Genomic DNA, 5,343 nt, shown 5'->3' with positions numbered 1-5,343 from the left:
ATCGACTACGTGATGTCGGACGTCGACCGATGAGTCTCAGTCCCGCCATCAGGACCGCGATGGCCCACGCCGCCGCGCAGCACGGCGGGCCGAAGGCTGCGATGCTGGACGCTCTCAAGCTTGTGCAGGAAGCGGAGGGCTGGGTGTCGGACGCGCATCTGGCCGAAGCCGCGCGCGTGCTCGGCGTCACCACGGCGGAGATCGACAGCCTCGCCACCTTCTACAGCCAGATCTTCCGCTCGCCGGTCGGGGACACGGTGATCCTGCTGTGCGACGGGCTGAGTTGTTATCTCTGCGGCGGCGACGCGGTGCGCGACGCGGTGATGAGCAAGCTCGGTATCGGCTTCGGTGAGACGACGCCGGACGGCAAGTTCACGCTGATCAACATCTGCTGTGTCGGCGGCTGCGACCGCGCGCCGGTGGCGCTGGTCGGACCGGAGCGGAAGTTAGTTGGACCGCTGACGCCGGATGATCTCGACGCCCTGATCGGTGGTGAAGCGATCGGAGGTGCGCGATGAGCGACAAGCCGCTCACCGGCCGCGCCCGTGCCGATCGTCAGCCGCACAGCCTTGCCGCCTGGCGCGGGCTCGGCGGCTACACGGCGCTGACGTCGGCCCTCAAGCGCCACAGTCCCGAGGCGATCATCGCGATGATCGAAGCCGCCGGCCTGCGCGGCCGCGGCGGCGCCGGTTTCCCGACCGCCAGCAAATGGCGCTTCATGCGGACCGGCGCGGAGAAAGCCGGGCCGGGCGCGCGCTATCTGTGCGTCAACGGCGACGAGACCGAGCCCGGCTCGTTCAAGGACCGGCTGCTGCTGGAAGCCTTGCCGCATCAGCTCATCGAAGGCGCGATGATTGCCGCCTATGCGATGGGCGCGACCGAGGTAATCATTCTGGTGCGCGACGAATATCGCACCGGCATCGCATCGCTGAGCCGCGCGATTGCGGAAGCCGAAGCCGCAGGCCTGCTCGGCCGCGACATTCTCGGCTCCGGCTTCGACCTGACGATGCGGGTGCATGCCTCGGCCGGCCGCTACATCGTCGGCGAGGAGACGGCGCTGATCGCCGCGCTCGAGGGCGAGCGCCCGGTGCCGCGGCATCGCCCGCCCTATCCGGCGGTGAGCGGATTGTGGGGCCGGCCGACCACGGTCAACAATGTCGAGACGCTGTCGGCGGTGCCGTCGATCATCGAGCATGGCGCCGAGTGGTACCAGTCGCTGTCGCGGACCGAGGAGGGCGGCACCAAGCTCTACGGCATCTCCGGCTGCGTCGCGAAGCCGCAACTGATCGAAGCGCCGATGGGGACGACGGCGCGTGAGTTGCTCGACCTGTGCGGCGGTATTCGCAATGGCCGCAAGCTGTTCGCGTTTCAGCCCGGCGGCGGCGCCACGGCTTTTCTAGAAAGCGCCGATCTCGACGTGCCGCTCGACTTCGCCCACACCAAGAAGGCGGGTAGTTCGCTCGGCACCGGCGCGATGATCGTACTCGACGATCATGCCTGTCCGGTCGCCTCCATTGGGCGGCACCTGCGGTTCTACGCGCGCGAGAGCTGCGGCCTGTGCACGCCGTGCCGCGACGGCCTGCCATGGGTGGCGAAGCTGCTCGATGCGCTCGAAGCCGGCAAGGGCACGCAGGCTGATATCGACGTGCTGCATCAGCATGTCGCGTTGTCCGGTCCATCGGGGCGCAGCTACTGCGATCTCAACACCGGCGCGCTGACGCCGCTGAAAAGCGGCCTCGAACGCTTCGGCGACATCTTCACTGCCCATCTGGCGGGCCATTGTCCGGTGGGCCGCGCATGACCAGGAAGATCGAGATCGACGGCCGCATCATCGAAGCCCGCGAGGGCGACGATCTGCTGTCGGCGTGCCTGACTCACGGCATCGATGTGCCGTATTTCTGCTGGCACGGCGCGCTCGGCTCGGTCGGCGCCTGCCGGCAGTGCGCCGTGAAGGTGTATTCCGGCCCGGACGACAAAGAAGGCCGTATCGTCATGAGCTGCATGACGCCGGTCGCCGATGTCGAGCGCGTCTCGGTCGCCGATCCGGAAGCCGTGGCGTTCCGCGCCCAGGTGATCGAATGGCTGATGATCAACCATCCGCACGATTGCCCGGTGTGCGAGGAGGCCGGCTCCTGCCATCTGCAGGACATGACCATCGCCACCGGCCATATCGACCGGCGCTATCAGTTCACCAAGCGCACCCATCACAATCAGGATCTTGGGCCGCTGGTCACGCACGAGATGAACCGCTGCATCGCCTGCTATCGCTGCACCCGGTTCTATCGCGACTATGCGGGCGGGCGCGATCTCGACGCCTTCGGCGCCCACGACGACGTGTATTTCGGCCGCGCCGAGGACGGCGCGCTCGAAAGTCCGTTCGCCGGCAATCTCGCCGAAGTCTGTCCGACCGGCGTGTTCAACGACAAGGGCTGGTCGCGCGACTATGCGCGCAAATGGGACATGCGGGCGACGCCGTCGGTCTGCCCGCATTGTTCGCTCGGCTGCAACATCCTGGTCGACCAGCGCGACGGCCACGTCAAGCGGGTGCAGAACCGCTACCACGGCGCGCTCAACGGCTATTTCCTCTGCGACCGCGGCCGCTTCGGCCCGCTGCACGTCGTCTCGGATCAGCGCCTGACTCAACCGCTTCTGCACGGCGGTCCGGCGAGCGAGCAGGACGCCTGCGCTGCCGCCCATGCGGCGGTGGCCGAGGGTGCCATCGGTATCGGCTCGCCGCGCGCCTCGCTCGAGGCCAACTACGCGCTGCAGCGCCTCGTCGGGCCGGAGCGGTTCTTCGCCGGTGTGTCGGATGCCGAGGCGGCGATCGTGCGGCGCATGATCGATATCCTGCGCGCCGGGCCGGCGACCATCGCGTCGCTGCACGAAGTCGAACACGCCGATGCCGTGCTGGTGCTGGGCGAAGACCTCACCAACGCATCGCTGCGCCTGGCGCTGGCGCTGCGCCAGACCGCGCGCAATGCCGAACGCGAGCTCGCTACGCAGAAGGGCGTGCCGCATTGGCTCGATCCGGCGGTGCGCACCGCGGGCGAAGGCCGCCGCACGCCGATCGTTGTGGCGACGCCGCTGCCGGACGAGCTCGATGCCATCGCCGCTCTGTCGCTACGGCGCGATCCGCATGGCATTGCTGCGTTCGGCACCAGCGTTGCGGCGGTAGTACGCGGCGAGACGAGCGGCGATGCCGAGGCGTCGCGTGTCGCCGAAGTCCTCGCTGCAGCACAGAGGCCGCTGATCATCGCCGGCTGCGCGCTGATGTCGGCCACGATCATCGAGGCGGCCGCCTCGATGATCGCCGCGCTCGGCGACAAGGCCCGCATCGTGCTGCTGCCGCCCGATCCCAACAGTGTCGGTCTGGCGCTGCTCGGCGGTGCCGGCCTCGACAGCGCCGCGGCGTTGCTGGAGCAGGGCGCGGCCAAGACCGCAATCGTGCTCGAGAACGATCTGTTCGAACGGGCACCGCGCGTGACGGTCGAACGGGTGTTTGCTGCGGCGAAATCCGTCGTTGCGCTGGATTCGATGGCCAGTGAGACCACAGCGCGCGCGACGGCGGCTCTGCCCGTCGCTGCGTTCAGCGAGAGCGCCGGCACTTTCGTCAACTACGAAGGCCGCGCGCAACGTTACTTCGCTGCGGTGCCGCCGTTACCGAGCGCGCCGGCGAGCTGGCGCCGGCTCGATGTGTTCGGCGCTGGCGATTGGCACAATCTCGACGAACTGATCGGCGATCTGATCGTCGAGCGCGCCGATCTGGTCGGCGTCGCCGATGCGGCGCCCGGCGCCGCCTTCGAGATGGCCGACGGCCAGGTGACGCGCGCGCCGCGGCCGTATACGGCGCGCACCGCCGATGACCGCGCGGGCCAGTTCGCCGATGCGGTGATTCCGGTCGATGCAGATTCGCCGCTGACCTTCGGCATCAAGGGCGCGCGTGGCACTTTGGTCCCGCCGGCGCTGATCACCAGCTACAAGACCTCCGGCCAGCACTCGGCCAACAACGTTACGCGCTTCGTCGAAGAGATCGGCGGCCCGCTGCGCGGCGGCGATCCGGGAGTGAAGCTGCTCAAGCGCAGCAACACGGCACTGCCCGATGTGGTCCTCGCCCCGGCCGAAGGTGCGGGCCTGTGGCTGATCCCGTTGCACGATGCCTTCACCGGCGGCGAACTCAGCCGCGCCAGCGCGCTGCTGACTGCGCGACGTCCGATGCCGCGGCTGCTGCTGCACCCCGACGACGCGGCGTTGCATGGACTGAAGGCTGGCGTCGCGGTGCTGATCGACGGCGAGTCTTGCGCGGCATCGCTGACGCTTGATGCCAGCGTGCCGCGTGGCTGTGTCGCAATCAGCATCGGCCAGCTCATGGGACGTGGCCCGCTGCGCCGCGTGCGGGTGGAGGCGGCGCAATGATCGGGATGATCATCACCGCGGCGATCTCCACCGCGCTCATCATGGTGCTGCTGGTGATCGCCGGCACCTTCACCTGGGTCGAACGCCGGCTGCTTGGCTTCGTCCAGGAGCGCTATGGGCCTAACCGCGTCGGCCCGTTCGGCTCGCTGCAGTGGATCGCCGACACGGTGAAGATCCTCACCAAGGAAGACGTGCCGCCGCCCGGCGCCGACTGGCTGAGCTATCGGCTGGCGCCCGCGGTGGCGGCGACGCCGGTGCTGATCGGCTTCGGCGTGGTGGCGATCGGCGATGGCATCGCGCTGGCGCCGGTCGATGTCGGGCTGTTGTTCCTGCTCGGCATGATGGGGCTGACCGCCTATGCGGCAGTGCTCGGCGCGCTGGCGTCGCACAACCGCTTTTCGCTGCTCGGCGGCCTGCGCGCCGCGGCCCAGATGTTGGCTTACGAGGTGTTCCTCGGCCTGTCGCTGATGGGTGTGGTGATGATCGCCGGTTCGCTGTCGATGACCGAGATCGTCGAGGCGCAGCGCGGCGTTTGGTTCGTCGTGCTGCAGCCGCTCGGCGCCGCGCTGTTCTGTATCGCCGGCGTCGCCGCCGCGCACCGGCTGCCGTTCGATCTGCCGGAGTCGGAAAACGACCTCGTTGCCGGTTTCATCACCGAATACACCGGCATGTCGTTCGGCCTGTTCTTCCTCGGTGAGTATCTCGCCGTGCTGCTGGTGTCGGCGCTGGCTGTGACGCTGTTCTTCGGCGGCTGGCTCGGGCCATGGCTGCCGGGCCCGGTGTGGTTCGGCCTCAAGACCGGCGTGATCGCCGTCGTCTTCGTCTGGCTGCGCGCGACGCTGCCGCGGCCGCGCTACGATCAGCTCCTCAGCTTCGCCTGGAAGATCGCGCTTCCGCTGTCGCTGCTCAATCTGATGCTCACCGGCATCG

General features: G+C 68.5%; 4 protein-coding genes. All 4 read left to right on the top strand.

Going from position 1 to position 5,343, the window contains the following annotated elements; translation table 11 throughout:
* Positions 1-29 precede the first annotated feature (29 nt).
* Entirely contained in the window at positions 30-518 is a 489-nt protein-coding gene (gene nuoE / locus I5M_RS12740) for an NADH-quinone oxidoreductase subunit NuoE (protein ID WP_022721754.1), read from the top strand.
* Positions 515-1,801, top strand: coding sequence for an NADH-quinone oxidoreductase subunit F (locus I5M_RS12735; RefSeq protein ID WP_022721753.1), 1,287 nt, complete (start codon positions 515-517; stop codon positions 1,799-1,801). The genes nuoE and I5M_RS12735 overlap by 4 nt, the downstream gene beginning before the upstream one ends.
* Complete coding sequence (gene nuoG, locus I5M_RS12730) at positions 1,798-4,413, top strand: NADH-quinone oxidoreductase subunit NuoG (RefSeq protein ID WP_022721752.1); 2,616 nt, start codon at positions 1,798-1,800, stop codon at positions 4,411-4,413. Before I5M_RS12735 ends, nuoG begins: the two co-directional genes overlap by 4 nt.
* Positions 4,410-5,343 (top strand): NADH-quinone oxidoreductase subunit NuoH (gene nuoH / locus I5M_RS12725; RefSeq protein WP_022721751.1); only part of this gene is annotated, 934 nt, incomplete at its 3' end. The genes nuoG and nuoH, both read left to right, overlap by 4 nt.

It is taken from the genome of Rhodopseudomonas sp. B29, from assembly GCF_000333455.1.
GTDB lineage: Bacteria > Pseudomonadota > Alphaproteobacteria > Rhizobiales > Xanthobacteraceae > Rhodopseudomonas.
The sequence above is the reverse complement of the archived record's forward strand: the minus strand, read 5'-3'. Positions and strand labels throughout refer to the sequence as shown.